Origin of the sequence: Paenibacillus tyrphae, assembly GCF_024158745.1 — a bacterium.
In the GTDB taxonomy this organism is placed as follows: Bacteria; Bacillota; Bacilli; order Paenibacillales; family NBRC-103111; genus Paenibacillus_G; species Paenibacillus_G tyrfis_A.
The window spans coordinates 1-26,948 of the sequence record NZ_JAMZAW010000033.1 but is presented as its reverse complement, the minus strand read 5'-3'; the positions used below and the strand labels follow the sequence as shown (position 1 = coordinate 26,948).

25 protein-coding genes and 1 riboswitch are annotated in these 26,948 nt (G+C 52.1%); of the genes, 10 read left to right on the top strand and 15 right to left on the bottom strand.

Annotated elements, in window-relative coordinates; all coding sequences use genetic code 11:
* Positions 1-40: 40 nt before the first annotated feature.
* On the bottom strand, positions 41-2,371 hold the full coding sequence (locus NI000_RS32525) for a glycoside hydrolase (protein ID WP_253415478.1): 2,331 nt from the start codon (positions 2,369-2,371) through the stop codon (positions 41-43).
* A 211-nt stretch (positions 2,372-2,582) separates the two neighbouring features.
* Between NI000_RS32525 and NI000_RS32520 the strand changes: the two genes are divergently transcribed.
* The 4 genes from NI000_RS32520 (at position 2,583) to NI000_RS32505 (ending at position 6,861) form a co-directional block, all read left to right on the top strand.
* A complete protein-coding gene (locus tag NI000_RS32520; RefSeq protein WP_253415477.1) occupies positions 2,583-3,290 on the top strand; it encodes a DUF421 domain-containing protein in 708 nt (235 codons plus the stop codon).
* Between the two features lie 122 nt (positions 3,291-3,412).
* Positions 3,413-4,825 (top strand): MBOAT family O-acyltransferase, encoded by a 1,413-nt coding sequence (locus tag NI000_RS32515; protein ID WP_253415476.1) that lies wholly within the window; start codon positions 3,413-3,415, stop codon positions 4,823-4,825.
* Between the two features lie 13 nt (positions 4,826-4,838).
* Entirely contained in the window at positions 4,839-6,194 is a 1,356-nt protein-coding gene (locus NI000_RS32510; RefSeq protein WP_253415475.1) for a DHHW family protein, read from the top strand.
* A gap of 118 nt (positions 6,195-6,312) precedes the next feature.
* Entirely contained in the window at positions 6,313-6,861 is a 549-nt protein-coding gene (locus tag NI000_RS32505; protein WP_253415474.1) for an SMI1/KNR4 family protein, read from the top strand.
* Positions 6,862-6,958: 97 nt separating this feature from the next.
* Here NI000_RS32505 and NI000_RS32500 read toward each other — a convergent pair whose 3' ends face one another.
* Entirely contained in the window at positions 6,959-7,447 is a 489-nt protein-coding gene (locus tag NI000_RS32500; protein ID WP_253415473.1) for an SRPBCC family protein, read from the bottom strand.
* A gap of 262 nt (positions 7,448-7,709) precedes the next feature.
* On the opposite strand from NI000_RS32500, the gene NI000_RS32495 reads away from it, so the two are divergent.
* Together NI000_RS32495 and NI000_RS32490 are read left to right on the top strand one after the other, a co-directional pair.
* Positions 7,710-8,165, top strand: coding sequence for an S-ribosylhomocysteine lyase (locus tag NI000_RS32495; protein ID WP_253415472.1), 456 nt, complete (start codon positions 7,710-7,712; stop codon positions 8,163-8,165).
* Between the two features lie 365 nt (positions 8,166-8,530).
* Positions 8,531-9,544 (top strand): iron-hydroxamate ABC transporter substrate-binding protein, encoded by a 1,014-nt coding sequence (locus NI000_RS32490; protein WP_253415471.1) that lies wholly within the window; start codon positions 8,531-8,533, stop codon positions 9,542-9,544.
* Positions 9,545-9,600: 56 nt separating this feature from the next.
* On the opposite strand, the gene NI000_RS32485 is transcribed toward NI000_RS32490, so the two are convergent.
* Both NI000_RS32485 and NI000_RS32480 read right to left on the bottom strand, forming a co-directional pair.
* Positions 9,601-10,185: a TetR/AcrR family transcriptional regulator gene (locus NI000_RS32485; RefSeq protein WP_253415470.1), complete on the bottom strand. Its 585-nt coding sequence runs from the start codon at positions 10,183-10,185 to the stop codon at positions 9,601-9,603.
* Positions 10,186-10,243: 58 nt separating this feature from the next.
* A complete protein-coding gene (locus NI000_RS32480; protein ID WP_253415469.1) occupies positions 10,244-10,696 on the bottom strand; it encodes a VOC family protein in 453 nt (150 codons plus the stop codon).
* Between the two features lie 191 nt (positions 10,697-10,887).
* Here NI000_RS32480 and NI000_RS32475 point away from each other — a divergent pair, with 191 nt between their 5' ends.
* Together NI000_RS32475 and NI000_RS32470 are read left to right on the top strand one after the other, a co-directional pair.
* Complete coding sequence (locus NI000_RS32475; RefSeq protein ID WP_253415468.1) at positions 10,888-11,511, top strand: TetR family transcriptional regulator; 624 nt, start codon at positions 10,888-10,890, stop codon at positions 11,509-11,511.
* A gap of 30 nt (positions 11,512-11,541) precedes the next feature.
* Complete coding sequence (locus NI000_RS32470) at positions 11,542-12,087, top strand: GNAT family N-acetyltransferase (RefSeq protein ID WP_253415467.1); 546 nt, start codon at positions 11,542-11,544, stop codon at positions 12,085-12,087.
* A gap of 54 nt (positions 12,088-12,141) precedes the next feature.
* Here NI000_RS32470 and NI000_RS32465 read toward each other — a convergent pair whose 3' ends face one another.
* From NI000_RS32465 to NI000_RS32445, 5 genes are all read right to left on the bottom strand, one after another.
* Positions 12,142-13,797, bottom strand: coding sequence for a DUF4179 domain-containing protein (locus NI000_RS32465; RefSeq protein ID WP_253415466.1), 1,656 nt, complete (start codon positions 13,795-13,797; stop codon positions 12,142-12,144).
* The gene (locus tag NI000_RS32460) at positions 13,790-14,308 is read right to left on the bottom strand and encodes an RNA polymerase sigma factor (RefSeq protein ID WP_253415465.1); all 519 of its coding nucleotides are present in this window, start codon (positions 14,306-14,308) and stop codon (positions 13,790-13,792) included. The genes NI000_RS32465 and NI000_RS32460 overlap by 8 nt, the downstream gene beginning before the upstream one ends.
* 119 nt (positions 14,309-14,427) lie before the next feature.
* Entirely contained in the window at positions 14,428-16,218 is a 1,791-nt protein-coding gene (locus NI000_RS32455) for a tetratricopeptide repeat protein (protein ID WP_253415464.1), read from the bottom strand.
* Positions 16,219-16,229: 11 nt separating this feature from the next.
* Positions 16,230-17,036: a hypothetical protein gene (locus NI000_RS32450; RefSeq protein ID WP_253415463.1), complete on the bottom strand. Its 807-nt coding sequence runs from the start codon at positions 17,034-17,036 to the stop codon at positions 16,230-16,232.
* Between the two features lie 173 nt (positions 17,037-17,209).
* Positions 17,210-18,196, bottom strand: coding sequence for a BMP family protein (locus NI000_RS32445; protein WP_253415462.1), 987 nt, complete (start codon positions 18,194-18,196; stop codon positions 17,210-17,212).
* 329 nt (positions 18,197-18,525) lie between these two features.
* Positions 18,526-18,613, top strand: a riboswitch (cyclic di-GMP riboswitch).
* Positions 18,614-18,692: 79 nt separating this feature from the next.
* Here NI000_RS32445 and NI000_RS32440 point away from each other — a divergent pair.
* Entirely contained in the window at positions 18,693-20,405 is a 1,713-nt protein-coding gene (locus NI000_RS32440; RefSeq protein ID WP_253415461.1) for a methyl-accepting chemotaxis protein, read from the top strand.
* Between the two features lie 59 nt (positions 20,406-20,464).
* Here the strand turns inward: NI000_RS32440 and NI000_RS32435 are convergent, their stop codons facing one another.
* The 6 genes from NI000_RS32435 to NI000_RS32410 all read right to left on the bottom strand — a co-directional run bounded on the left by NI000_RS32435 (position 20,465) and on the right by NI000_RS32410 (position 26,096).
* Complete coding sequence (locus NI000_RS32435; RefSeq protein WP_253415460.1) at positions 20,465-21,619, bottom strand: efflux RND transporter periplasmic adaptor subunit; 1,155 nt, start codon at positions 21,617-21,619, stop codon at positions 20,465-20,467.
* A gap of 5 nt (positions 21,620-21,624) precedes the next feature.
* A complete protein-coding gene (locus tag NI000_RS32430; RefSeq protein WP_253415459.1) occupies positions 21,625-22,515 on the bottom strand; it encodes a carbohydrate ABC transporter permease in 891 nt (296 codons plus the stop codon).
* Positions 22,512-23,381 (bottom strand): carbohydrate ABC transporter permease, encoded by an 870-nt coding sequence (locus NI000_RS32425; RefSeq protein ID WP_253415458.1) that lies wholly within the window; start codon positions 23,379-23,381, stop codon positions 22,512-22,514. Before NI000_RS32425 ends, NI000_RS32430 begins: the two co-directional genes overlap by 4 nt.
* A 79-nt stretch (positions 23,382-23,460) precedes the next feature.
* The gene (locus NI000_RS32420) at positions 23,461-24,066 is read right to left on the bottom strand and encodes a hypothetical protein (protein ID WP_253415457.1); all 606 of its coding nucleotides are present in this window, start codon (positions 24,064-24,066) and stop codon (positions 23,461-23,463) included.
* 103 nt (positions 24,067-24,169) lie between these two features.
* Positions 24,170-25,549, bottom strand: a complete 1,380-nt coding sequence (locus NI000_RS32415) for an ABC transporter substrate-binding protein (protein ID WP_253415456.1) — start codon at positions 25,547-25,549, stop codon at positions 24,170-24,172.
* A gap of 241 nt (positions 25,550-25,790) precedes the next feature.
* Positions 25,791-26,096, bottom strand: a complete 306-nt coding sequence (locus tag NI000_RS32410; protein WP_253415455.1) for a hypothetical protein — start codon at positions 26,094-26,096, stop codon at positions 25,791-25,793.
* On the opposite strand from NI000_RS32410, the gene NI000_RS32405 reads away from it, so the two are divergent.
* A complete protein-coding gene (locus tag NI000_RS32405) occupies positions 26,072-26,923 on the top strand; it encodes a DUF2201 family putative metallopeptidase (protein WP_253415454.1) in 852 nt (283 codons plus the stop codon). The genes NI000_RS32410 and NI000_RS32405 overlap by 25 nt on opposite strands.
* The last annotated feature ends 25 nt before the right edge of the window (positions 26,924-26,948 follow it).

Genomic DNA, 26,948 nt, shown 5'->3' with positions numbered 1-26,948 from the left:
CAGCCTCCTTGTACGCTAAGGGACGACCTGCCACCATTCTCTAGCTCGCTTTCATGATAGTAGACAGATCGACGGTCCTGCTTTGTCCCCCTTCGTAGATAACGACGGTTCGCGGCCTGATAACGGTTCCCTGCTCATCCCGGTAATCGGCGGCGGAATAGTTGGCGGTCACCTTCAAGTCACTGCCGAACTCCGTGCTTTGCACAAGCCGGTCCGGCGTATGAATGCGGAAGCCGGTCATCGGACGGGTGACGGCCTGCTGATGAAACGGCGCCCATTCCTTCAAATAAGCGGCAATCGTTTGTTTATCCTTCGCCCATTGCTGCTGATCGAGATGGTACAGCGGCGGAACGTTATACAAAAATTCCGTCATCATTCGCTCCACGACCGCATCCTTGATTTTGAAGCTGCCCCATTCCCAGTGATGCGTCGTAATGACCGAATCGTTATAGACCAGCTTGTAGAGCGGCAGCGAATAAGCCGGATCGATATAAATGCGCTTATACAGCTCCTTCACCGGAACCTGTTTGCGGTACCTTTCCGGAATGCCGCCCTGCGTCGAATAGTAGCCGCCCACATAGTATTCGCTGGACTTGTTGACCCGCATGTCCGGATCGCCCCACTTGATCACCGGTGTCTCCAAACCGTGGGCAAAGGCAATCACCCCGCTGGCAAAATCGTTCCCCGTTTCCGAGCCGACGACCATTTTTTTCTCGTTCGCGATATACGCCATTCGCTCCAGTCTGGCTTTCATGTCCTGCTCTTGCGTCGTCGGATGCTCGGGCGAGTAATCGTCGTAGATCTCCCCTGTCGCATCGGCGTCCACGAACCAGGAGCGGTACGGAATTCCGTCCTGCATAATGCTTTGGACGCGCTGCTTGACCAGCGGAAGCGCCAAAGTCGGATTGATTTTGCGCCCTCTTCCCAGAAACCCTTTGACCTTCTCACCCTTCTTGTTCGTAATCGTCGCTTGCTCGTACAGCGGTCCATTGCCAAAATAAGCGGTATTCCAATCTCGATTTTCCTTCTCATGGATGGAATGATACGAGTCATACGGAGCGACGAGATAGCCGGCCCGGTCCGCCTGCTCCACAAACTTCGGGTTCATCAGGCCGTTAATCCAGTTCGGCAGACCGATCCACGCCTTCTTGATGCCAAGCTGCGGCATCTCGCTTATGATATCGGTCGAATCCGCTTTTCCCCAATCCTTGACAGGCCCAACCGCATCCGTTAATACGCTTTTTAGCAGCATTTTGTTGAGCTGGTACAGCTTTTGCTCGCTTAAAGCCGCGACGCCCTGCTGAATGAGCTGCCGGGCCGCCGCATCCGACGGTTGAAATACACCGGCGTTGTAGAGCTCCTTCAGTTTCAGCACTTGATTGAGCGCACGCACGATCACCGCCTTCTGGTATTTCTCGACGTGATCTTGACCGGACACCTGCTTGAACACAGTATCGAACTCCTTCGCGCCATCCTCCGTATACTGTGCCAGCAGCTGCGAAACCCAGGGGTACAGCGGACTTTTCAAGCCGGCTCTCCATCGCGGCCAGTTGATATCTTCAGGCGCAAGCAGGTCGTTATTCCACAAATAAATGTGGGGCGCACCATACAGCTTTTCGATTTCCGGATTCACCTTCGCTTTCTGCGTGAGCGTGACGATGGCGGACTTCTCTTCCAGTGCGCTTTTGTACAGTCTGGCGATTTGTACAGGGTCGCTGTCCGCAACATACAGGCGGAAGCCGTACGTTCGATCCGGATTAACGGAAGGAAATTCGTGGTCGAGCTGAAATTGAATGTTATCCTTCGTATCAAAGTGCACCTCATGATTAAAAGGGTGCTTCAGAATATACACCAATGAATAATGCTTCTTGTTCAGCGCAAAAAAATTCATCGAGAACGACTCGCTCCAAGTCATCGTTTCCCCATCAAGGAACGTCTTCCAGCTCGGATCGCGGCCGGGAACGAATTTGCCTTCCCATAATGGAAGGATATAGCTGTCCGCGCTCACCTTGGGCCACTGGAACCGCTCCGCCCCCGTCGATTGAAGCGTGATGTCCAGATAGCCCGGTTTCTTTTCGAGAGCGACCTTCACCTTCCGCTCGGGATAAGTCCATTCCACCTTGTCCGCTTCGCGCTTCAGCTCCGTCACCTTGGACTCGGGCATGGGAGCCGCCGCCTGCTCGCGTACGCCGTCTTGTTCGATCGTAAGATCGAACGTTGCAGGGTTGATGTCAAAAGTAAAGTCCTTACGCTCTACCGTGCTTGCTGGGGTTAAGCTTATGCGCTCTTGTTCCTCTTCTCTCTCGCAACCCGCCAAGCTGCTGACGGCCATGCCGACCGCCACACTCCAGATGATGATTTTCTTCTTCATGAACACGCCTCCTCCGACAATCGGCTAATCGCATCAGCCTCCTCCACCTTAAATTCGCTATGTTACGCCAGTATGACAAAATGAAACGGTTCTAAGCTTCCGATGATCTCCCCCCCTTCACTTCTTCCCTATTCTGGAATTAACCCGCCCGACGATGGCGATACTATGGAGCAATTGAGGATCATTTGCTTTGAGGATAAGGAGATATGGCATGGCACATATTGGCGATACGTTACTGAGGTCTATCGGGGCTTTCATCGTCATGATGATCATTACCCGCATTCTTGGAAAATCGACGATTTCCCGGATGACGTATCATGATTTTGTCGCGACGATTACCTTGGGCGCTATGACCGCGAATTTATCTATTAATACATCCATGAACGTATGGCAGGTGCTGATCGCCATCGTCACGTTCAGCGGCATAGCCTATTTGCTGATGGCTCTGGCGCTTAAGAGCCGGGCAATTCGCAAATGGGTCTCCGGTCAACCGACCGTCATAATGGAAGACGGCAAAATTCTGGAAAGCAATATGCGCAAGCTGAAAATGACGATGGACACCTTAAATCAGGAGCTTAGGGAAAAAAATATTTTTAATATCGAAGAAGTCCAGTATGCCGTGCTCGAGCTGAACGGGAAGATCACCGTGCTGCGCAAACCTGAATACCTTCCCGTGACGCGCAAAGATATGAACCTGCAGACGAACAAGCAGTCGTTTCCGGTTGAGCTCATTATGGACGGGCAGATCCTTTCCGACAATCTGCATCAAAACAACATCAGTGAAGAATGGCTTGTTTCGCAAGCCAAATCGAGAGGCCTCGCCATCAGGGACATCTGTTACGCCGTAAAAAGCACGAATGGACAGTTGTATTTCGACCGGTACGATGACCGGATACACCAGCCCGTAGACAAGGAATAATCGTCTGCGGACCGGGCGTCTATCCCGTGCGTAACCGGTTCTTTCAGTGCATGACGAATGGGATTTCGGAGCAATATAGGAAAAGACTGTTACCGTAACCGTATCCGAGGAGGATGTCCTGCGTGGTCTTTTCCAGCTTCGTCTTTCTTTTTGCCTTTCTTCCCCTGGTGCTTCTGCTCTATTTCTGTTCCCCGGACAAGGTCAAAAATACCGTGCTTCTCGCATTTTCTTTGCTGTTTTACGCTTGGGGGGAGCCGCTTTGGATCGGGGTTCTGCTGTTGAATGTCGCTGTCGGTTGGGCGGGGGGACTGCTCATCGAACGGGGCCGCGGCCGCCGTATGGCGAAGACCGCGATGATCGCATCGCTTATTTTTCAAGTCGGGGTGCTTGTTTATTTCAAATATACTGGCTTTTTTGTGCAGACGCTTCAGCCTGTCATTCCTTTTCCCGTACCGTTTCGCGATCCCGGTCTTCCTATCGGCATCTCCTTCTTCACCTTTCACCTCATTTCCTATCTGGTCGATGTGTATCGGGGAGATGCCCCGGCGCTGCGCTCCTATTCGAAGCTGCTGCTGTATATTTCACTGTTTCCCCAACTGGTCGCAGGTCCGATAATTCGTTACGCTGACGTTCAAGAGCAGCTAAACCGTCGCCGTATTACGCTGGAAGGGTTCAGCACCGGAATCGCGCGCTTCGTCGTCGGCTTGGGCAAAAAAGTCGTGCTGGCCAATACGCTTGCCGATATTTCCACCATTTTCCTGGACGGAGATCTCGGCAAGCTTTCGCTGCTGGGCGCTTGGTTCGGCATCGTCCTGTTCGCGCTGCAAATTTATTTCGACTTTTCTGGGTATTCGGATATGGCGATCGGCCTCGGTCGGATGTTCGGGTTCCATTTCAAGGAGAACTTCAATTACCCCTACGTCTCCCGCAGCGCGAGCGAGTTCTGGAGGCGCTGGAACATCTCCGTCGGCCGCTTTTTCCGGGATTACGTCTACATCCCGCTCGGAGGCAACCGCCGAAATCCGGCGTTCAACCTGTTTGCCGTGTGGTTTCTGACCGGGCTCTGGCACGGCGCCAGCTGGAACTATGTGCTGTGGGGCGTCTATTTCGGCGTTCTCATCGCGATGGAGCGAAGCTTTCTTTTCCGCATTCTTTCGGCGCTTCCCTCTTTCGCCGCCCATATTTATTTTCTGGCGATCGTCCTGATCGGGTGGGTGTTTTTTTACTTCGAATCCATCGGTCGCGGCTTGGCTTACTTGCGGGTTATGCTCGGATTCACGTCGGCACCGTGGGCGGATGCGGAGCTGGCGATTCATCTGCAAAACCATTTGTTCCTGCTGCCGGTTGCCGTCATTGCCGCTACGCCGCTTCCGGCCGTCCTTCACCGGCGGCTTGCAGCACACATGCGCCCCGGCTTCGCGCGCGGTCTGTATGCGAATACCTTGGTCCCTCTCACCTGCTTGGCTATCTTAACGGTATCCGCTTTGCTGTTGGTCGGGAAAACGTATTCCCCCTTCTTCTATTTTCGGTTCTGATCGGAGGCTCGCCATGCGTTTCGGACATTGGCTGCAAATCGGTTTATTTCTCGCTTTCTTATGCGCAGGGACGGTTTCCTCGCTCTATGCGTTCGGCTTGGGCTATGCCGTCTCGGAGACGGAAAACCGGGCCTTAGCTTCACTCCCCCGCTGGTCGATTGGCGAACTGAAGTCCGGCACGTATTTTCGCCGGTTGGAAAATTATTGGGCAGACCACGTCGCTTTTCGCGACTCCTTGGTCAGTGCCGGCCAAAAGGTGGCCTCTTGGCGCGGCTTGTCAGGCGGCGAGCATGCCGTCCTGATCGCGTCCCAAGCGAACAATACGGGCGGGGCGAACGCTGTCCCTGCCCAGGAGCAGTCCGCCTCCGCTTCTTCGATTGAAGCCGCCCCCCGGACAACGGTCCCCGAGGCTCCGAGACCTGCCGAGGGAGCATCCCTAGAAGCTCCCGCTTCGAAGGAGAAGGGACGCGTCATCGGAAAAGTGCTGGTCGTAGGCAGCAAAGCGGTGAATCTGTTCACTTACGACCCTGCCGCCGGACAAGCCTATGCCGATGCCGTAAACCGGTTCCGCGACGAATTCTCGCTTGCGCTGGGCAACGAAGCAAAGACCTATGTACTTCTCACGCCAACGGCAGCGGAATGGGTGTCCGCGGCTTCGCTGAAAACGTTGTCGGACTCCCAGCGCCAAACGATCGAGCATGTCTACAAGCGGCTTCATCCGCAGGTGAAGACGATTGATGCTTGGTCCTCTCTGAACGTCCACAAGCAGGAGACACTGTACTTCCGTACGGATCATCACTGGACCGCCACCGGCGCCTATTACGCTTACGAGGCTTTCATGAATGCACAAGGCGTCCCGCCTGTTCCGCTAGCCCGCTATGAAACGGAGAACGTAACGGGCTTTCTCGGCTCTTTATATTCCGCGACCTTGAGCTCTCAGCTTCAAAAGCTCCCCGATACCCTTATACTGTACAAGCCGTTCGTCAAGCAAGAATATGCGGTGCATTACGCCGCTCCGCTGCGGATGGAGCTGTTGGACAAGAGCCATGCGGCCAAAAAGAACAAATACCGGATCTTTCTGAGCGGCGACCGGCCTTGGGGCCTCATTAAGACCGAAGCCGAGAGCGACCGCCGGATCGCCGTCGTCAAAGATTCGTACGGCAATGCGCTGATTCCCTTTTTGCTGCCGCATTATAAGGAAATTTACGTCATCGATCCGCGCCAGTTCGCCCAACCGCTCGTTCCTTTTTTGAAAAATCGCCAAATCCGCGAGCTGCTGTTCCTCAACAATACGGAAGTCGCGATGTACGACGGCTTTTCGCAGCAAATCGGCAAGCTGCTGACACCTTCTGGGGCAGCGGCAAAATAATGCCCCGTTGCATGCCTTTGATCCCCCAATAGCCCGTTCAACGAGTTGATGCCCGGCTTCGCTGTACTATATAATAGGCTGACATAATCGAGCAGCGTAGGATTGGGGGAAATTGTCCATGTGGAGTAACGTGTTTGAAAGGCCTTATCTGAAGCTGGAAGGAGCGACTCAAGCCGAGCTTGACCGCTTAGTCAAGACGTGGAACGAAAAGCTGTCGCCGCAAGAAATCGCCGAGATTGCTGAGCGGCAGACGAATCCGTTTCCTGTGAATCATCCGCTTCATACGCAGTACAAGCCGTTTGATCCGTCGTTGTGGGATCTGCCGCAGAAGAAGCTGCCGAACAGCTACCTGGACTTTTTGCGCTATTCGAACGGCGGGGAATTTCAAACCGGAGAGCGCTATTTTCAATTTTTCGGCACGAAGGAATTGAGAGAATACAACTTGGCATACGAATTCCCCGAATACATGGCCGGCTCCGTCTCTATCGGGATGGACGGCTGCGGGAATCATTATATTTTGGATATGAGAGCAGACATGAACGGGGACGAGTATCCGATCTTGGCGGCGCATTCCGGCAATCTGGGCTATGAGGATTGCAAGCAAGTAGCCCGTTCGTTCCCGGAGCTGTGCAGGGGAACCACATCGATGGATGAGGAGCTGGATTAAGGCTCGACAATAGAAAAACTGCGGACCGCCCTTAAATCCAAGGCCTCGGACCGCATCTTCGAATAACCTCAATCGGGCGGCGACCCTCTCCTGTTCCTTATTCGTCGGCACTTACGAGTGGTGTCAAGATCCGGACGTACTGTTCGTGCCATGTTCTCCATTCCTCTTGCCGGAATCTGGTTGCTCTGCCCGACAAAAGCGCATCGATAACATCCAGACATACGTGCCAGCCCGCCAAATCCTTGGAGGTGTGGCCGGTGATCTTATGAAGCTGCTCGACGAGAACCAGCAGGCAGCCCTCCGGCTCCGGGTACAGCTCAAAGCGTACGCGGTCCTCGCCCCAAGTGTAGCCGAGCACCGACTGCCTGGCTAGATCGGTAATCGTAAGCTCTTTGAAGGTTCCGTCCTGCATGTCGAACTTGATCAGCCCACCCTCGCGCAGCTCATCGATCCGAAGCTGGGGAAACCACTCGGCAAGCCGGTCGTTGTCCGTTAGAATCGACCATACTTGATCGACGGAATGCTTGAGATGGCGCTCGAAACGGGCCGTGTACCCACTGTCCGCTTTTTGAATGGAAGCTAACAAATTCTAATCCCTCCGTACGTAAAATATCGCTCCCAGCAGCCAAACCTTGTCAGACCGCAATGGCTGCTTTTCCCACTTTATATTCCCATTTGGCGGTTCTTTCATACCACCTCGAAAAAGCGGACCTTCAGCTTAGACTCACTCCCCTTAAGGCGGCCGCTTAAGTATCGTTTTCGGTATTTATTTTTGTGTACGGCCTATTTACTTATAATTCCGATTGTGTTACTTTGAATAACAAATGCAGCGAAAGGAAGAATCCCCCATGGCTAAAGTCGAAAGCTTCGAATTGGATCATACGATTGTTAAAGCACCGTACGTCCGTCTGGCCGGTACGGAGAAGAACGAAAAAGGAAGCACCATTCAGAAATACGACCTTCGTTTCCTGCAGCCGAATCAAGAGGCTCTGCCTACGGCCGCCGTACATACGCTGGAGCATTTGCTTGCCACCTATTTGCGCGACGAATTGACGGGCGTCATCGACGTCTCTCCGATGGGCTGCCGAACCGGATTTTATATGATCCTATGGGATGAGCACGAGCCTGCGGACGTCGCCGCCGCGTTGACGAACGTGCTGAAGAAAGTCGTCGCCACGGAAACGGTCCCCGCCGTCTCGGCCTTGGAATGCGGCAATTATAAAGATCATTCGTTATTCAGTGCGCAGGAATATGCCAAAATCGTACTTCAGGCCGGCATCAGCGACGATCCGTTCCGTTCTTAACGGGGGAATGTGGGGATATCCCGCTCCTTGATTTTCCTGAAGGCGGACCGCAATCGTTCTGCCATTCTACAGGACTGCGGCCCGTTCGGCGCCGCGGATCACCCAATAAACGGACGCTAAGCCTAGAACCGCGAGGAAGACGGTGAAGCCGGGAACACAGGTTAGGTTAAACCCGGTACCCGGCCCCCTGTTCGCCTTTTCATGTATCCGGCCCCTCTCTCTTTTTTCTTTTCTCGATTCTTACTTATTTCTTACGGGCGGTCCCCCGACTCTCACGATTTGTATTGACGATGAAGAATCATTTTTGATATGATCTTTACCGATAATGATTCTCATTTTCAATTATGAATTGACGGAGGGAACAAATGTCTAAGAACAAACCGCTTTGGGCCGCAGGCCTGATTTATTTGCTTCTCGTTACGCTGCTCTCCGCTTGCGGCGGTACGGCAACGACGACCGGCGATCCTGCCCCAGCCAAGCAGGCTGCCAAGGAGCCGTCGACGGAAGCATCGGCCGCCGCAACCCGCAGCTTCTCTACAGTCAAAGGCAATATCAACATCCCGGTCAAGCCTAAACGGATCGTCACGGATTATTACGGCGGCGAACTGCTGTCCGTAGGCGCGAACGTGGTCGGCGTCGAACCCACCACCTTCGACAATCCGTTTCTGAAGAAGCTGCTCACGGGAGCCGTCGACGTAGGCACACCGGTGAATGTAGAGAAAACGCTGGAGCTTGCTCCCGACCTAATCGTCGTGATGTACGACAAAAACTATGAAGAGCTGTCCAAAATCGCTCCTACCCTACATATCCCTTACGGCACGACATCCAACATTTACGAAACGGTGAAACTGTTCGGCGATATTGTCGGCGAACCGCAAAAAGCGGAGCAATTTATTAAGGCATTCGATCAAAAGGCGGCACAAGGACGCGAGAAATTGAAAGGGGTCATCGATCCGAACGCCACCGTCGGGCTTTACGAGCTGACCGATAAAGGCACCTTATGGATATTCGGGGACAATGCCGGACGGGGCGGCCAAACGGTGTATAACGCGCTGGGGTTGAAGATGCCGGACTTGGCCCGTTCGGAAATTAAAGGCAATACCGGCTCCGTGCAGTTGTCGATGGAGGTGCTGCCTAAATATGCGGCCGACTACATGTTTCTGACGACCTACGACCCGGAGAAAAAAGGCGAAGCTTTGAAGCAGCTGCAGGCCTCGTCGGTGTGGCAGGGCCTGAATGCGGTTAAGAACAATACGTTGTTTATGAATGACTTTGATACGTTTTACCGGTACGATCCGATTGCCGTCTCGGAACAGATCGACCTCTTTGTGGACATGTTACTTACGAGAACCGTAGAGAACAAGACGAAAAAAAATTGATGCAGCCCGTTCGTCACAAAAATCGACCGTTTCCTTTGCCGGAACGGTCGATTTGCTTATTTTTTGAGCCCTTCCACCAATAAGGCAATGACCGTCATTGTCTCCTCCAGCGCTTGCCGCTGATCCGGCATCTGCGCAATCCACAGCGCCGATTCGTTCAGTGCGCCGGACAGAAAATGCGTCATAGCTTCGATCGATGCGGGCCGGAAGCACCCCTGCCGCTTCATGATTTGAAGCTGCTCGCGCAGCAGCCGCATCGAATGCTGCTGATCCATTTTGCGCCAGACGTCCCAGCCTAACACGGCAGGACCATCGATCAGCAGAATCCGCCGGCTCCTGGGTTCAACCGCTGCCTTAACGAAGGCGCGGCACCCGAACAGCAACTGCTCCCATACATCTTCGCTTTGGGACGCCTCCGCTTCGACCTGCTCCGCAACTTCCTTCTGCACGGATTCCAGCACGACGTGAAACAGTCCCTTTTTATTTCCAAAATGGTGATAAAGCGCCCCCCGCGTCAGCTTGGCCTCGCTTACGATCTCTTCCAAGGCCGAATCCGCGTACCCTTTTTCCGTAAAATACCTTCTGGCAATTGCGATCAGCTTGCGAATCGTTTCGTCGGTTTCTTCTTTATTTTTTTTCACAAGATACTATACTCCCTTTCTGTCCGGCTGCCCCCCGGTTCGCCAACACCCTTAATTCTCATGCTTTCCCGCCTTCTTCGCCATCCGCCCACACGTTCTCGGCATATTGCGCGCTTTCCGCTTCCGAAGGAGGGATTATTTTGATCACGTCAATTAAGACACCGTTAGGATCGCACGTTATGAAATGCCGCTGCCCGAACTCTTCGTCCAGCAGCTCAAGCTCCAAGGGCAGCTTCTCCTCGATAATGAGCCTCCGGTATTCCGCATCGACATCGTCCACTTCAAAATTAAGAATTAAGCCCTGCACCGGTCTACGGTAAGCTGCTGGTATCGTATGATGCGAAGCGTCCAAAATCGCCAATTCGTAGGCAACGCTGCCCTGGGACATTTTCAAACTCACGTACCAGTCGGATTCGTATACCGCTTCAAAGCCGAAAAGCGTTTTGTAAAAAGCCGCGCTCGCCGCAACCTGCTCCGTCAAAATAACCGGGTAGAAGCTGTTTGTTTTCATGTGACGATCTCCTTTGGGATTAAGATAGTTAAGATACTCACATCTTAACATACATACTGTATGTATGTAAAAGAAAAACTACCACCTTTACCCATTAACAACTTGAAAAACGACATTGATGTCGTTTATAATAGCCTTGCGGACAAAAACGACACCAATGTCTCTTTTATTGTCAGGAGGAGCTGATTCCGTTGTCTCCCAAAGTAAGCGATCAATACAAGAAGGACAAAAGGCATGAGCTGCTGCAAGCGGCAAGGCGCGTGTTTATCCGGGAGGGCTACACGCAGGCAACGATGCAATCGATCATGAACGAAGCCGGAGTATCCAGAGGCGCGCTGTATTCCTACTTCGACAATATCGAGCATGCGTTTATCGAAGTGCTGCAGTTTGACGATCGGCAGGACATCCTCTTCTTCGAATTGGCCGATTCCTCGCCCCTCTGGCCCCAGCTAACCGACTGGGTCAACCATCAACGGCACAGCCTGAAGACAGTCGGGCAAACGCTGCTGCTGGCCAAGGCGGAGTTTTTTCTATCCCCCGGATACAGGCTAAATAAAGAAAGCTTCCCGTACATCACGCAGCGTTACTTGCGAATCAAGGAGGCTATCGAATCGGTCGTTGTCAAAGGGACGGAGCGGGGAGAATTCCAGCCCCGACTTTCTCCGGAAGCGGTCGCCTTGTATTTTGTTTCGTTTATGGACGGCTTAATGCTGGATACGTTCCAACTCGGAGCGGAAACAACCCTTGTGGAGGAACAGTTGACCGTCTTCCTCTTTTCGTTGAAAGAATTGCTCCGCCCGATTGACCAGGTTTAATTACCATCCTACCCTAAAGGAGTGCTTGCTATGTTGTTCGAATCGGAAAGAATTGTGTTGAGAAAGGCGACGGCAGCTGATGCGGAGCTGTATCATGCGTGGAGAAACGATTTGGAGGTTATGCGTTCCACGAATCCTTCGCTCGATATCTACGATCTGGAAGAGACAAGGCAATTCGTTCATCAAGTCATCCTGGGCTCCCCTTCCTCCAAAAGCTACATTCTGATCGATAAAATCTCGGAAACGCCGTTCGGGATTACTTCTTTAATCAACATCGATTCCAAAAACCGGAATGCCGAATGCATCATCGATATCGGCAATAAAGTTTATTGGGGGAAAGGCTACGGAACCGAGGCCTTAAAGCTGCTGCTTGACTATGCATTCCTGGAGCTGAACTTGCACCGGGTCTCGTTAAGAGTATTTTCCTTCAACGATAGAGCGATCAAGCTCTATGAAAAATTGGGCTTCCAGCGGGAGGGAATTTCCCGGCAAAGCTTGTTCAGAGAAGGGGCATGGCACGACATTATTCATATGGGGCTGCTTCAGCATGAGTACGTCAAACGGCTGCCCCGATGATTTCGGACAGCCGTTACACAAGACTGATCTGGCGGGGCCATTCCCGCATTTCATTTAATTAATAGTCAACTCCACCCTGCGGCTGCCGTCCTTGAAGTGATAGAAGCCCGGATTCAGCTCCAGTTTACCCGGCTTGGATAGCAGTCCGGGGTACCGGTCCACTTTCTTGCTCGTACCGTTGCCGCCGGGGGGCGTTGGAGTGATCGGAGGATAAACGACCTCTCCGTCTTTCTTGACAGACGTTTGCGAGACGACGATAAAATTCGGATCGGTCGAATACGATTCGACGATCAAATCTTCGCCCTCCTTGTAATACGTAAACGTGACCGGAAACTGATCCAGCTTCGTTTCGATCGTCCGCTTCGTATCGGACGGAATCTCCAGCGGATGCCACGCCTTAGAACGTCTCGTGATACGGGCATCGGACAGCAGCAGCTTCATCGTCGCCTGGGACCAATCCTTGGACCATTCCGGCAGCTGGAAACGGAGATACCCGCCGCTTTTTTCCGTGGACCAGTTTCCGCCGTTAATCGTTGTACCGTTAAGCACAAGCTGATTGGTATCGTAAAATACCGATTCCAGATCAGGGGATTTGGTTTTCAGCTTATCGTCGTACATCAGACGAACTTCCAGCGGAGTCACGACAAGCTCCTTCAAATCCATATCCGAATCGTTAGCAACCGTCGTCGGATCAAGCGGTTTGCGGAACGTCGCTTGGCTCGCTTTTCTTCCATCGGCTTCCAATGACGTCTCCCACATCCCTTCGAGCGTTTGTACCGTGTCCAAATAGGTGAAGTACAGCTTGGCGCTCTTCAGCTCGGAATCCGACAGACGCCATGTGTTTTGCTGGAGCAAAATCCCCGATTTCTCCGTCGGCAATGTAGCGGAATAGCTCGAATCTAGCCGCTTCTCCCCTACTTTAACGAACAGCCCCGGATTCAGCTTTCCATCCTCCGGTCCGCTGATCGGAATTTCATAACGCAGCGTCAGCGCGTCGTTTTCCCTTGCAGCCGAAACGATCTGCAGCGTTCCGAAACGGGTCCGGCTATCCACACGGTCGTTATCCTTTAACGACATCGGGCTGGCGTCAAGCTCCGTATCTTTATATTTATAAAAAACCAGATTTTTCAGCGACAGCTTAAGCCGATCCTTCTTGTTTCCCAGTCCATTTTGCGTTTCCAGCAGGCCGACCATCCGGTTCGCCGAATCCGTTTGGCGGGCGAGGACGTTCAGCGGCATCGTTTCGCCTCGGGAATTCGTTATCGTCTTGTACTCGAAATCAACGATGTGGTAGTCCGGCAACGAAGGAACGTCTAAGGTAAACATAACATCCGTCCGGCGGTCGTCCGTAACAACACCATGAAGAGCCAAAGACGCGCCCGCCGACGTTACCGTGATGTCCAGCGGATTGCCCAAGCCGGACTCCATTGCGGTCGTAAAGCCCAGCCGGTCAAACAGTACCGGCCAGCCCATCGATACCCCGGCAACGACCGGCGCGGCCACGATGACCGAGGATACCGCAATAGCCAAAGGGATAAGACGTTTCCGGCTGCGGGCCAAGCTTCTGCTTCTCGGCGCTGCCGAAGCATTTTGCAGATTCGTATAGGCTTGATTCGATTGAATTTTTTCCCACATCGCTTCAAAATCCGGCAGCTTGGGACGTTCCTTGCGTGCCAGCTCCAGCAATTGCTCTTCCGTCAGCTTATTCAAGACATTCCGCTCCTTTCAAATTTGGATTGCTCTTTCCCAGCTCTCTTCTCATCTGCCGCAGCCCTCGGTTCAATCTGGATTTTACAGTACCCGGCGGGATATTCAGCGTCTCTGCAATTTCCTGCAAGCTCAGCTCGTGAATATACCGCAATGTCATTACCGTCCGATTCTTGACCGGCAATGCCCGGAGCCACCGCTCCGTCTCCAGCTCGTTTTCCTTCCGCTCCAGCGCTTCGTCCGCCGCTTCCGTATCGCGTCTGCACTCCAGCAGAAAATGCTTCAGCTCCTTCATCACACCCCGCTTCCTGCGGTCCAGATGACTTTTGCACATATTCACAGCGATCCGCAGCAGCCATGGCTTGATCCGTTCGACGCCTTGCCGATCCGTCTGAAACACCTTCAGAAATACCTCCTGACAGATGTCCTCCGCATCGGCGGCATTGTGCAGCATATAGTGGCACAAATAGTACACGTCCCTGCGGTAAGTATCGAATAATTCCTGGTCGGTCAACTCTTGCTCCCCCCTTTCGCGTTACGCCAATAAGACAAATAACCGGGGATTTCGGTTCGCTATGTAGTTTAATGAAAAAAGACCGATCCTCCCGAATCGGTCGTGCATGGGCAATCAGCCTATTCTCGCTGCTCCAGATCGTTCTTCCATTGCTCCAGCTGTTCCCTAAGCTTAACATCGATGGAGGCAAGCCGCAGCCAGCTGCAAACCAGCGCATAAGTGAAAAAGCAGTAGCCTTCTTCCGGAATCCGCTCCGTGAGTTGGAGAAACAGTTCGGATGCCGCTTTTTCCAGCTCGGGATCGCCCTGCGCTTCATAAGCCAAAACGGCCAGCGCCGCATTGACCGGCCAATCCGACTGACCATAGCATAGGGACAGCAAGGCTTCGGAAGGCTTGGACGGGCTAAGCTGCGCCATAAGGAATACCGCTGCATACTGAATACGCTGAAGCCAGCGCCAGCTCGATACCGATTCGGGCGGCTCCGGTGGATGCGTCAGGATGGCGAATAAGTCCGGCAGGTGCGCAGGGGTGAGACTTTGGGCAAGTTCGCCGGCGGTGCGGTACCAATCCTCGATTTGGTACGGAGTCATCGCCAATCGGCGGACGGCATCGGCCACTTGGTTCGACGGCTTGGGCATCGCCGGCTGTGCGATGGGCCCCTCGTAATTCCATAGCAAGGTGCCGTTCTCCGCGATCGGCTGCCTTGGGTCCGGCTCCGGAACGTTGTCGATGGTCAAATTCAGCTTAGCCGGATTAGCGCTTCTGCCGAATTTGTTCAAGTAAAGCTCCATCGCACGGATCGCGCTCGGCGCCTCCAGATGATTAATCGTCAGGCTGATCGTCCCGCCGCTTTCCAGATCCGGGTTTTGCTCCGCCACTTGACGTAGCACGTTGATGGAGGCTTCCTGCGGCTCCGGGATGTAATCGACAAAAGGAAGCTCGGAGCCCGGCAATAACGGTTTCAGCAGTTCTCTCGCTCTGCCGTTTGAGGCGTTCGCTTTATAGTAAGCTTCGATTTTCCCTAATCGCTCGGCGTCTTGTTTGATCATATACTCGCAATAAAGGATGGACGGGATCGCCCATTCGTGATCGGGCTGGATATCCGCGGCCTTAATGTAAGCTTTCAGCGCTTTTTTGTACAAGCCGTTTTCCAGATACAGATCGCCCAGATCCAGATAGCCCGCCTCTTTCCCGGGGTCGAGCCTCCCTGCTTTTTTGTAAAAGCCGGCCGCCTTGCGGATGTTGCCCTGGGCTTTGAAGCAGAGCGCCATCCCAATGGCCGTATTCCAGCATTTATTCAGCTTGTAGGCCGTTTTGGCTGCCGCAAATGCGGCCAGAACATCTTCCTGTCTCCGGTGCATCGAGGAAAGCAGCCAGAACAACATATAAGTTTTAGGATGCGCCTGGCACATCTTTCGGAGCACGGACACTAAAGCGGCAAGCGCCATGTGCCGTTCGTTTCCTTCCAGCAGATCGAGGGATCTCATCACTCCGCTGACGAATCCAATGATCGTATCTGCTTCGATATCATCCACCCCGGCGATTCGCGGTTCCCATTCGCTTACCCACATCAGATAAGGGACCTCGGGCTTTACATTGATCACCTGCCCCAAGAGGCCGAAAGCTTCGTTAAAGCTGTCAACTCGGGCATAGATGTAAGCTCTTACCGCCATAACGGCGAAATAATTATTGTCCTCGACCGGCACAAAAGGCAGCAGGTCCTCGCCCGAATCAATCCAATCGTTCAAGGATTGGAGCCATTCGGCGTTAGCCGGATCGGTCGACAACGCACAGGCCAGATGGTATAAAGCGTGCTGGAAATCCCCTTCCCTCCGGGCCGCCTTATAAATGTCGAAATCCTGCTCAGGCGAAGGAAAACGGTGTTCTCCTTCGGTATGTGCGTGTTCCAATGCTCTCACTCCTACGTAAAATATTGTTTCGGCAGCAGCGCTTCCAATTCCTTCAGCAGCCGTTTGCTTTCCTCCGTACGGAACTGCTTCAGCGCGAAGATCGCCGCCATCCTTCCGTTATGCATCCCGTTTTGGGCAACCTCGAACAAAGCACGGGCCGCCGCCGTGTAGTTTCTTTTTCTTAGGAGGATAACGGCTTTTTCCTGGATAAACATATCATCCGAAGTTAGATAGCGACAAATCTGTGCCGATTCCGCATAAGGCATGATCGTCAATTTGGAAAAAATAAGCTGCTGCATGCAATCCTCGTCAAGCTCTTCCTGCAGGAGGAGTCGATCAATCTCTTGAACGACATTGAGGTCAAGCACGCTGTGCGCATGCTGCTCGTCCCGGTCGGACACGACAGGGTAATCCCGCTCCAGTTGATCCCACTCCGCTCCGGGAGTTTGCAGGCTCTTCGCGATGAACCGTTCCATATGCCGGAATCCCGGCGACAAATCGGTCTCTTCGTGATTCAAGTAGCATATTTTATCTCGTAGCGGACCGTCGGTATACAAGCCTATGTAGTTGGACTGATCGTCCGTAAGCAGCGGGCAGATGCCCCGGTGACACGCCAAGTCCTGTAAAAAGTCCAGCATTTCCACGATTTCTTCCGTAGTCAGAATACGATATACGTATTGATCCGTATTCCAGCATTCCTGATATTGACTTAAGCTTATTAGTACCTGCTCATCGATATCAATGGCATACTCCTGCTTTAAAAGACCGGGATCGAACGGCAGCATGCTGTTGAATTTGAAGCGCTCGGAAGTTTCCATGCCCTCTCCTCCTCTATGTGGCGTTGTCGTTAAGCTGCCCCAAAAAACAAACTCTACCTTTTATCGGCCGCTCCCCAGTAAAATGTTAGTTTTAGGAACGGATTGTAAGTTTCATTGCAAAAAAACAAGCACCCGGCAGCAACTACCGCAGTGCTTGTTTCCATGTGAGACGTTTATTTTACTTCAAATTCAGGCCCCGTATATTGCGAAGGAACTACAATTTCACCGGATTTGATTTTCTCCGTAAATTCGGCAATCTTGTCCTTCACTTCCTGTGGAACGGTTGGAGCAAGCGCCAGACGGACCGCATCCGGGTTTTCGAGTCCGATCTTCACGACCGTGTTCGGCTTCCATTTGCCTTCGGCCAGATCCTTGATTGCGCCGTATACCGTGAAGCTGGCATCGGAAATCGCGGAGCCGATGAAGACGTCGGGCGCATCCGCATAGTAATCGCGAACGTTGCCGAATTGGAACACGCCATTCTCGCGCGCCGCTTCCGTCACGCCCGAACGGGCGACGTTCAACATGGTGAAGATCATATCCGAGCCTGCAGCGATTTGTGCCTGCGCGACTTTTTTAGCCAAAGCGGCATCGTCCTGGTTACCGGTGAAGGTGGTCAGGAACGTTGCATTCGGATTCGTGTATTTCAAGCCTCCGGCAAATGCGGCACGCCCATGAAATCCGGGAGTGACCCGTGCGCCGGAAATATGCGAAACGACATTGGATTTGGTCAGCAGCCCTGCGGCAGCGCCGGCAAGCCATGCGGATTCTTCCTGCTTCACTTGGTAGCTGGACAAATTATCGCCGGTCAAGTTCGTTTGCGTATTTACAAATTTAATTTTCGGGAATTCCTTGGAGACCAACTTTACGGCTTCCGAGCTTTGCCCGGCATGAGCGATGATCATATCGGGCTTCTTCTTGGCCAGCTTGCGCAGCTCATCGGCAATTTTCGCCGTATCGTGCGGGACATTGTCCACATAGGTCGCTTTCAGGCGGAAGTCTTCCTTCGCTTTCATCAGTCCGCGGTAAGCGGATTCCATAAAGCCGCCGTCATTGGCAGGACCGGGCAGCAGCAAAGCGACTTTAAGCTTTTTCTGTTTCTTCGCATGCTCGTTGCTGGCCTCCGCACTTGAGAAGCCGGATGAGAATATCAGGATCATGATGGCTAAACTCGACAAAGCCAGCTTTGAAAGAAGTTTTCTCAAGATGCTTTCCCTCATTCCAAAAATTAGTTTTGTCCGGACACAACCGAGAATAAACCAGACTTGGATTTTTGTCAAACGATGACGAAAAATAAATTTTCTATGTCGAAAGTCTATGAAACCGGTCCAAAACAGGAATACATTGCCATTTCGTCATGACATTAAACCTATCTGCGGATTCCTGCCCCGTCCGAATATAAGTATTTGGATTTAGTTAAAAAGTCTTGTCTTTTCCGTAGGGCTATATTATACTTTGGCGGAAAGCTATACATCCATAATGCGACAAAATACGACAATGGCAAACTTTTCGAAAGAAAAGGACGCAAAGCCACGGGCCTAAGGAGAGATTCAATCTACGGCAGCCGGGCCGCCGAAATTTGGTTGGGATCCGTCCATCCTTTTTTTCGGGATGGTTTTTTTATTCCACTTTAACGCAATGGAGGATGTTTGGGAGATGCAGTTTCTACAAAATGTAAAAATCCGCACCAAAATATTGGGGCTGCTTGGCCTCGCGATCGTGTTTCTGCTGGTCATCGGCATTACCGGTTACCTGGTCATGAAGACGATGGGGAACAACGCGCGCGCCATGTACGAGGAGAAGCTGGTTCCCAACACCCTTGTCGAAGCTTTGCTGTTCGGCAACTCACAGATGGATTCCCTGCAGCTTGAAATGATGCTCACCAAAGACGAAGCGTTCATCAAGCAAATTCAGCAGCAAATTACCCAAACGCGGGACAAAAACCAAGCGGTGCGCAAGCAGCTGGAGCAGCTTCCATTATCGGAGCGGGCGCAGGAACAGTACCAAGCCTTTATCAATTTGATCCCCAAAAATAACGAAGCGAAGAAAAAAGTCGATGCGCTCGCGGTCGCGAACAATAAAGAAGAGGCGTATAAAGAATACGTCACCTCCTTCAAGCCGATCCGCGCCGAGATGATCAAGAGTTTGGAAAATGTCGTCAAATACAACGAAGAAGACGCCAAAACATTCTACGAAAAAAGCATTCAAAGCTCCAAATTCGCTACGACGGTTATCGTGGTCGTTACTTTATTGGCCGTGCTGCTGTGCTCGTTGATCGGCTATGGCATAGCAAGCATGATCACGCGCCCGATCCGCCATATTCAACAATTGATGGCTCAAGCGCAAGACGGGGATTTAACGGTTAGCGGTACCTATCGGTCCCGAGACGAAATCGGCCTGCTCACCAACGATTTTAACGGGATGATCGCCGGTTTAAGAACGCTTATCGTGAAGATCAGCATGGAAGCGCAAAATTTATCCGCCAGCTCGGAGCAATTGCTCGCCAGCTCCGAACAATCCACTCAATCGACCAACCAAGTGGTGCAGGCGATTCAAGAAATTGCCGGCGGCGCCGACCAGCAATATCAAAGCACGACGGAAAGCGTTCGGGCTATGGAGGAAATGGCTACAGGCATTAACCGGATCGCCGAATTTTCCAGCAGCGTTTCCGCGATGTCCGCAGAAGCTTCCAAAGAAGCGGCAGAAGGCAACAAATCGATCCAAAATGCAGTATCCCAGATGGATTTGATCCGCACCTCGGTCAGCGAATCCGCTCAGATGGTCAATCAATTGGGAATCCGCTCCCAAGAGATCGGACAGATCGTCGACGTCATTACGGATATTTCCGCACAAACGAATCTGCTCGCTCTCAATGCCGCTATCGAAGCGGCAAGAGCCGGGGAGCACGGGCGGGGCTTCGCCGTCGTGGCGGACGAGGTGCGGAAGCTGGCCGAGCAATCGCGCCAATCGGCCGAGCAAATTTCCGGGATCATTAAGCAGATTCAGAGCGAGACCAAGACGGCTGTCGTGGCGATGGACAAAGGAAACCGGGAAGTCGAGAACGGCACGGTCGTTATGAAGGAAGCCGGAGAAGCCTTCCGCAACATCTTGGTTGCGGTTCAAGAGGTGGCCAATCAAATGCAAGAGGTATCCGCCGCTTCAGAGGAAATGTCTGCCGGTACCGAGCAGATCACGGCTTCCCTTCATCAGATGAAGAGCATCTCGGAAGCCGCCTTCTCAAGGACGGAGAGCGTAGCCGCCGCTTCGGAAGAGCAGCTCGCCACGATGGAGGAAATTTCGGATGCCGTCAACGCGCTGACGAAGATGGCTCAAGAAATGCATGACATTACGCTGCGGTTTAAGAGCTAGCCCTCTGCCCCAGTCGCAAGAAGGCCCTTTCGCTTCGGATAGCGGAAGGGCCTTTCCCATTATTGTAGTCGTACCCGGTTCCCTGCCTGCAAAGGCTCGCTGGTTTCAACGATGACTTGATCAATCGGCAAGATGCCTTCCCGGACGGCGGTCTGATTCGTGTTCGCATCGGCGGTCCGAATATAGCTCTTGCGCACATAAAAGCCGTTGCCGAGCGGGCCTTTCCTCTCTTCGATCACATAGACGAATTTCCCCTCGCGATCCTTGTGGATAGCCTCATTCGAAATCACAAGCTGCTCGTCAGCCGACACCGATTTTAGCAGCCGGACTGCCGCCCGCTCCCCTCCTTTCAGGCCTTCGCCCTGAACGGCAATGCGGACCGTTTTCATGACCGGAGGTGCATCTTGCTTCTCCCCTGCGCCACCTGCCAGCTCCATTTGCGTATCAGCGATTTCCTCAATCCGGCCTTCCATCACTTGGACCGTCTGGTCCTTTACCTCCACCTCAATCTTTTCCCCGACGGACAGAAGCGCTGCGAGGTCGGCCGCCACCGGCACGGACATTCCGTAGCCCCGGCTCGCATTGGATACGCGGACAACCGACTGGCCCGGCGTAGAAGGAAGCCCCTCGGTCGCGTGGACGCTTGTGACAATTCCGTCAAACGGAGCTACAATTTGACGCTGGGCCGCCAAGTCTTCTTGTAGGGCCTGAATCTTGCGCTCACGGACATCAATGTCGAGCTGCCGCGATTCGATGTCCCGCTTGGCCTTGCCGATCACCGTAGAATCCCCGGTCCGGTTCGCTTCGACGAAGCTTTCGAACAGCCCTTCCAGCTGCAGCTTTTGCTGCTTCAAGGCGGTTTGCTCATCCGCAATTTGCCGATCGGCCGGTTTGCTGTCATACGTAATCAGCGGCTGGTCCTTGACGACGGCATCCCCCGCTTTCACATGAACAGCCTTCACCTTCCAGCCAGTCTCGTTCTTTAGTTCAGCTTCCTCTACCGGCTTAAGCGTACCGTTCGCTTCGATGCTGTGAACCAGCTTTCCCTTAATCGGCGTTTCCGTCCGAACCTTGGGCAGCGTGATCGCCTGCAGCGTATTGCTGAATAGCGTGAGCACGAGCAGCAGACCGAAGAACGCCCCCGAAACCGCCACCACTTTTCGTTTTTTGCGAGCCTCCGCCAGCTCCATCCCTTGCGGCTCCACCGTATGCATCTCTCCTATCCTTTAATGCCGGATGACTGGATTCCTCTGATAAAATAAGACTCCGCATACAGAAACAGCAGAACAACCGGGCTCATGTAGAGCAAAGAAGCGGCAAAACCTAAGCCCCGCGCCCCCTCCTGAATGCTCGCCAAATAGACGGATAGCGGATGCCGGAGCGGGTCCTCCAAAAAAATAAGCGGCTGCTCGACCATGTTCCAGTAATCTACGAACAGTAAAACCGTCAGCGCCGCCAGTCCCTGCTTCACCAGCGGCAGAACGATCGTGAGAAAAATCGTTCCGGCTCCCGCTCCGTCCAGCCGGGCGGCTTCGATTAGCGGAGCGGGAATGTGCAGCATGAACTGCCGCAGCAGGAATACGCCATAGGTCGCAAATACGCCCGGCAAAATAATGGCGGCGACGCTGTTCAGGATGCCTAGCGTGTCGGCCATGATATAGTTAGGTACCAGTGTCACCTGAAACGGCATCAGCATCGCCATAATATAAATAAGAAACAACGCGTCCCTGCCGGGAAACCGAAGCATGGCGAAAGCATAGGCCGCCAAGGCGGCAACGGCCGTTTGTCCGAATACGATCGGCACGACCATGAGCACGGAGTTCCAGAACAGGAACAAAAACTTCGGAGACTGGACCAGCACTTTGTCAAATTGCTCAAGCGATACCCAGTCGGGTATGAGCTTTAAATTGACAAATTCGTGCTGTCTCCCGGAATCCGCGCCCAGCATCTTTCCGACCAAATCGTAGTTAATCCCGATCTCGCGCTCCGTCATGAGCGAATTCGTGAAGGTAATCCCCATAGGGAACAGCATCACCAGAGCAAGGACGAGCAGCACGAAGGTCATCAGCCATTTTCGCAGCAGCGCCGCTTTCTTCTCCCCCAGCTTCATTCCATAAACCTCCGAAAACCGCGCTCCATCCTGAATAAGCTAAGCGCGATGATCATAATGCAGCCGACCATCAGGCTTGCTGCGGCTGTCAGCTTCTGAATATCGAGCGAAAGAAACATATTGTTCATGTAATGCTGGAGCATATAAATGCTGTCGTGCGGGTAACCGCCTGCCAGCAAATACGCTTCCCTGAACACTTTGAACGAGTTCATAATCGACATCAGGACGACGAAAAACATCGTCGGTATTAAATAGACAAGGGTAATCCGCAGCTTCATGAACGGCCCCGCCCCCTCAAGACGGGCGATTTCGTAATAGCTCTCCGGGATCGCTTGAACCCCCGCCAAAAACAAAATCATGTTGTACCCGATGTTCTTCCATACATAAATCGCCGTGATGACGACGATGGCCCATTCCGATTTCATCCAGTCGATCCGCTGCATCCCCAAGCGGTGCAGCCACTCGTTGACCGTGCCGTTCCAATCGAAGCCGATCTGCCAGATCAGCACGATCGAGGCGACCGGCACGACAAGCGGTAAAATGTAGGCGGTTCTCAGCCATTGACGGAAAAACACATTTCCGTTCAAAAGCAGCGCCAGCCCTAAAGATATAGCGATCATCAACGGTACGCTGATGAAGGTAAAGAGAGCGGTGTTCCACGCAGCCTTCCGAAACGAACCGCTGGCCAGCAGCTCCTGATAATTTGCAAGGCCTACAAAATTTCCGTCCATCGTGCCGTCCATAAAGGAATAAACGAACCCCATCGCGAACGGAATCGCATAAAAGAGAGCGAACCCGCCCACGCTCGGCGCAAGGAACAGCAGAGCCAGTACTGTGTCTTTGTTGAGGAATGCGGAAATCTTCATGCCAGCCTCCATACAAAACGCGGGAAAGCCCATTACGCCCCCCGCGTCCATGCCCTTTATTCGTTCAAGTTTCCCCTGTTTACGACGACGGCGCCGACTGTGAAGAAGAATTGGCTTCTCTCGAAGGCGCGGAGCCTGCCGGTGCTTGATCGTTTCCGGATGGCGCGACCTCCGCCGGCGCTCTCCCGCCTCTCGTCGGCCCGGATTCGGACGATGCCTTGCGGTCGGATGCCGCCTTTCTGCCCGATGACGGCGCCGCTCCCGGAGAAACCACAGTTCCCTGCGACTCCGCTACTCTTGGAGAAGACTTGCTGTCTACGGAAGCCCTGCTCTCCGCCGTTCCTTTGCTTTCCGTCGGCGCTTTCGCATCCGGAGACGATCCAACCACGGACGACGCACCGCCTCCAGATGCGCCAGCAGCTGCCGTGCCACCTGCCGGCGATTTCTCATCGTTCGTCCCTTTATCTCCGGCCGCCGTTTTATCGGCGGTGGAGGTTTTATCCTCCGACAGCGTCTTGCTCTCGGTCGATGTCTTGCTCTCCGTCGATGAACCGTCCTGCTGCTCGGTCTTCGTCTGATTTGCAGAGCTGCCTCCCTTGTTACCTTGCTTAACGGCACCGCTGCTGCAAGCGGCCAACATCGCGATTAAGGTGAAGCTGAGCAGTAGGACTCCTGTTTTTTTCATTTTGTCTCTCACTCCTTTATTGTTGTCCATGCCTATTCTCAGTTATAAATGGAGGATGTAACGAAAACTTCTCCGAATTGTAAATAAAATGTTTCCGATCATCTCATTCGTTCAAGAACGTCATCGCCCGATTTTGAATCAGCTTCGCCACGTCCTCCGCGGACTTTTGGCCCTTGAAGAATGCTTCCGATTCCTTGATAATAATACCTTCCAGCTTGGAGGGCTTGAACGCCACCTGATAGACGGCCCCCGACAGATGCTGCTCCAATCCCTGAAGATCCGCTTCGGTGACTTGGAACGTCTTGCCCTTCAGCGGTCCGAGCTCGTGAGCCTTGACGGTGCCGGTTTGGAGCAATTGCTTCACTTGCTTGTGAAATACGGCTTTGTTCAGAGGAAAGCCCGCTCGTTCCGGTGAAGGCTGCATCTCCTCGGACATCAGAAATTTGATAAAATCCCAAGCTTCCTTCTTTACAGCGGATTTCTCGTTTACTCCAAGGGTCCGGTAGGTTCGGAAAAAATCTCCGGCTTTTTGGCCTTCTCCCTTCGGTTTGGAATACAGTTTGGGTTGAGCGAAATTTTCCTTCGGCGTCAAAATATAATCCGCGGCCGAGACGATATGCGTCATCGTGAAATACGATTTGCGTGGCTCTTCCGTCACGACCTTCTCCTCAAACATCGACTTCACTTGCTTCATTAAGCGGATAAAGGGCTCGGATTGAAAATCGGCTTTCCGGTTTACCTGATCGACATATAAGGAATAATTATTTTTCACCATTTCATTTAACAGTCCGGCGGGATTGACCATAAAGGCATAACGCTGGTCCCCTTTTTTCGCCAGCGCTTTGGCGGTCTCGCTGAACTCGCTCCAGGTCCAACGGGCGTCGTCGAAGGTCACCCCCGTTTTCCGGATCGCCTCTTCGTCCCCGACAAGTCCGTACAAGAAGAAATTGATCGGCATCCCGTAGACGCTGCCGTTCAGCTTGATCCCATCCAAGATGTTTTGAAAATATTGCTCCTTCTTGAACTCGGGGTCCTTCTCCATCATGTCGCTCAAATTGGCAAGCACTTTCTTATTCACGTAGTTATCCATAGGCAGCAGGTCCATCTCCACCAGATCCGGCCCTTTCCCGGATAACATTTGCGTGTTTGTCTTTTTGATAAAGTTTTCCAGATTCTCCTCGCCGCGACTGTCGTCCGTCGGGACGTAGTTAAGCTGGATCTCGATATTCGGGTGCTTCTCTTCATACTTGCGCTTCGCGTCTTTGAAAAAATCGTCCTCAAAAAACGTCGAGAGCACAACCGTCTTTTTGCCGCCCTGCGTTTGAGCGGCTTCGGCGGTCTTGCTTGCCGTTTCCGCTTGCGCCTCGTTCTTGTTCGGCCCGCCTTCCGGCTGCGCCGCTCCTCCAGGGCCTCCACCGGCACTACAGCCCGTCACCGCGATCATCAATAGGCAGCCGCTTAGGCTTAGCCATGCTTTTCTCATTTTTCTGTACCTCCTGTTATTCGTCCCAAAAATAGTTATAAAGGAACGATGTTAATAAAACTTCTCCAATTTGTAAACAAAATGTAACTTCGTGGAAACGGGGGCCGTGAATCGACAAAAAATCCCTGTATCTTGCTCGGATCAGAGCAAGACCAGGGACGTTTCACTTAAATTCGATGATAAATAATTGACTTTAAAATGATTCTTACCTTACAATAAAATAAATGATAATATTTTACAATTACCCCACCTTATAGTCATCAAGGGAAGTAATATTCTCATTTTTTGAATGTTCTTTTTTGCCTGTAATTTTATTTACATTCATAGGATGAGGTGAGTACAGGTGAGAGGTAGCAATCTCGAAAGAAACAGCTCCTCCATCCCAAAGAAGTACAGGATCAAAGTCGGATAGAGGCAGAATTGACAAATCACATACTTCAACTTCAAAAAATAATTGGTAACCAGCAAGTCGCGAAACTGTTAAAGAAAACGAATATTCATAACGATAAAACTGTGCAACGAGTGGGTAATCCTGCGATTTTACCAATAACAAAATATAATTTTAGGGATATTGCAAGAATACTTTGTAACTATGTGAAAAATAACAATAATAACCTTATAGAACATCAAGTCCCTGATTCGTCCTATTGGTTAGTCCCAGACTCAGGTACTAACAATCTAGCTGCCATAAAAAATGGAGCTCGGAATGAAATCCGCTATAACCCTCAATTTGTGTTAAATGCTCTTAACCCAGAATTAGTATACTTTTCTTTGCAGCATGAAATCGCCCATCTGCATCACAACCACCCAGGCAATAATCATCCAGACTCGATTCAAAATGAGATACAAGCGGATACAACTGCATTAATTACGGTAATAGAAGAGAATGTTCCTTTTGATTATCAAACACCTATTCAACAGTTCATCAATCTGCTAGAGCACTACATAAATAATAATATACACGTCGGAGAATCCCACCCCGATAACACGTACAGAAAGAATCGACTAATTGAAATAAATGAACTCATCAAAACTAATGCAAAAATAAACATAAACTTTTCCGCAGAATTCCATTCGCAGGATAAGCAAGATCACGAGGCTGCTTTAGAGGCAGTCGGATTAACAGCTGAAGACAAGCAAGAACACTGCATAGTTCCTTGCTACGTGTCCAAATTTGATTCTTCCGGTGAAACTACGTATGAGAATTATCTCGTGTGGAAAGAAAAACTGGAAGCTATATCACGAAAGATTGAAGTTAAAGATTACAAATTTGATTTTAAGTGGACTACGAGCCCAAAAGATGTATACATATCCGAATATAAATCAAAAGACGAAGAGTTTGTTAGCTCACCAAGGCCAATGCAGTTGGAGTAAGGAAACAAGAAACCATCGCAGACCA

Excerpts from the sequence above, each read along its gene's own strand:
- NI000_RS32525 (WP_253415478.1), bottom strand. The coding sequence starts at position 2,371 with ATGAAGAAGAAAATCATCATCTGGAGTGTGGCGGTCGGCATGGCCGTC.
- NI000_RS32520 (WP_253415477.1), top strand. The coding sequence starts at position 2,583 with ATGGCACATATTGGCGATACGTTACTGAGGTCTATCGGGGCTTTCATC.
- NI000_RS32510 (WP_253415475.1), top strand. The coding sequence starts at position 4,839 with ATGCGTTTCGGACATTGGCTGCAAATCGGTTTATTTCTCGCTTTCTTA.
- NI000_RS32505 (WP_253415474.1), top strand. The coding sequence starts at position 6,313 with ATGTGGAGTAACGTGTTTGAAAGGCCTTATCTGAAGCTGGAAGGAGCG.
- NI000_RS32495 (WP_253415472.1), top strand. The coding sequence starts at position 7,710 with ATGGCTAAAGTCGAAAGCTTCGAATTGGATCATACGATTGTTAAAGCA.
- NI000_RS32490 (WP_253415471.1), top strand. The coding sequence starts at position 8,531 with ATGTCTAAGAACAAACCGCTTTGGGCCGCAGGCCTGATTTATTTGCTT.
- NI000_RS32480 (WP_253415469.1), bottom strand. The coding sequence starts at position 10,696 with ATGAAAACAAACAGCTTCTACCCGGTTATTTTGACGGAGCAGGTTGCG.
- NI000_RS32470 (WP_253415467.1), top strand. The coding sequence starts at position 11,542 with ATGTTGTTCGAATCGGAAAGAATTGTGTTGAGAAAGGCGACGGCAGCT.
- NI000_RS32450 (WP_253415463.1), bottom strand. The coding sequence starts at position 17,036 with ATGGAAACTTCCGAGCGCTTCAAATTCAACAGCATGCTGCCGTTCGAT.
- NI000_RS32445 (WP_253415462.1), bottom strand. The coding sequence starts at position 18,196 with ATGATCCTGATATTCTCATCCGGCTTCTCAAGTGCGGAGGCCAGCAAC.
- NI000_RS32440 (WP_253415461.1), top strand. The coding sequence starts at position 18,693 with ATGCAGTTTCTACAAAATGTAAAAATCCGCACCAAAATATTGGGGCTG.
- NI000_RS32435 (WP_253415460.1), bottom strand. The coding sequence starts at position 21,619 with ATGCATACGGTGGAGCCGCAAGGGATGGAGCTGGCGGAGGCTCGCAAA.
- NI000_RS32430 (WP_253415459.1), bottom strand. The coding sequence starts at position 22,515 with ATGAAGCTGGGGGAGAAGAAAGCGGCGCTGCTGCGAAAATGGCTGATG.
- NI000_RS32425 (WP_253415458.1), bottom strand. The coding sequence starts at position 23,381 with ATGAAGATTTCCGCATTCCTCAACAAAGACACAGTACTGGCTCTGCTG.
- NI000_RS32420 (WP_253415457.1), bottom strand. The coding sequence starts at position 24,066 with ATGAAAAAAACAGGAGTCCTACTGCTCAGCTTCACCTTAATCGCGATG.
- NI000_RS32415 (WP_253415456.1), bottom strand. The coding sequence starts at position 25,549 with ATGAGAAAAGCATGGCTAAGCCTAAGCGGCTGCCTATTGATGATCGCG.